Source organism: Candidatus Nitrosotalea sp. FS (assembly GCF_011319475.1).
In the GTDB taxonomy this organism is placed as follows: domain Archaea; phylum Thermoproteota; class Nitrososphaeria; order Nitrososphaerales; family Nitrosopumilaceae; genus Nitrosotalea.
The window spans coordinates 1-865 of sequence record NZ_RCMC01000144.1; the positions used below are offsets into that span (position 1 = coordinate 1).

Sequence of the window (865 nt, forward strand, 5' to 3'; positions counted from 1 at the left end):
ACAGAGTTCGATACAGTTCTTGTGACGTAAAAGTAGACATACTGTGAAGATGAAGTGGTTGCCCAGTTTGGATCAAATGCAATTCCTAGCAACCCATTAGTTTCATAATTTGTTTGTAGGTTGGGTACTTTGACAAATGGTAATGTCTGTTTTACAAATTGTCCATTTACATTCTTGAATACATCCACATTTCCAGTATTTTTTTCATTTACCATGAATGCACCAGAACCATCTGCGCCAGGTCCATTGTCAGGAATAAAGGCAAAGTANGAGAGTTTGAGCACTAAATGCATGAGCATTTGGATCAACATTAAAGGAAGTAGAGAATGCATCACCTTTTGAATCTGAAATTGTTATAGTGTGTGAACCAGGTAAAGCCCCACTTGGTATCGTAAAGTTTCCTTCAAAGTTACCATCTACATCCGATGTGATGGCAGCAGATGGTGTAATTGTTGTACCATCAAACTTTATCGTAATAGCAGAATTTGTAGCATATCCATTGCCTTGACTTGTTGGAATGAGTACACGTGAGCCTGCTTTACCTGATGTTGGAAAGATGTAGGCATGTGGTGACATGGTAACAGATTGACTAGCTGTATTCTTTGATGCATCTTGAGCAGAGATGGTGTGTGTGCCTGTAACAGATACCAGTGCAGACATTATTGCAACAAAGTTTCCATTAGAATCGGTTGTTATTGTCAATGGAGTAGTAGAGTAGCCATTATCCACTGAACCCACACCAATGGCTGTACTATCATATGATATGGTAATCACGGAATTTGGCGCAAATTTGGTTCCAGTTATTCTTACATCTGTACCTACATTGACTGAATTAGTACTAAGTGAGATGGCACGTACATTCGAT

Annotated in this window: 1 pseudogene; it reads right to left on the minus strand. The window is 39.0% G+C overall.

The features are described 5' to 3' along the window. Positions 1-269: pseudogene (locus DYY66_RS05055) on the minus strand (PQQ-dependent sugar dehydrogenase); the annotation flags it as partial. Positions 270-865 lie beyond the last annotated feature (596 nt).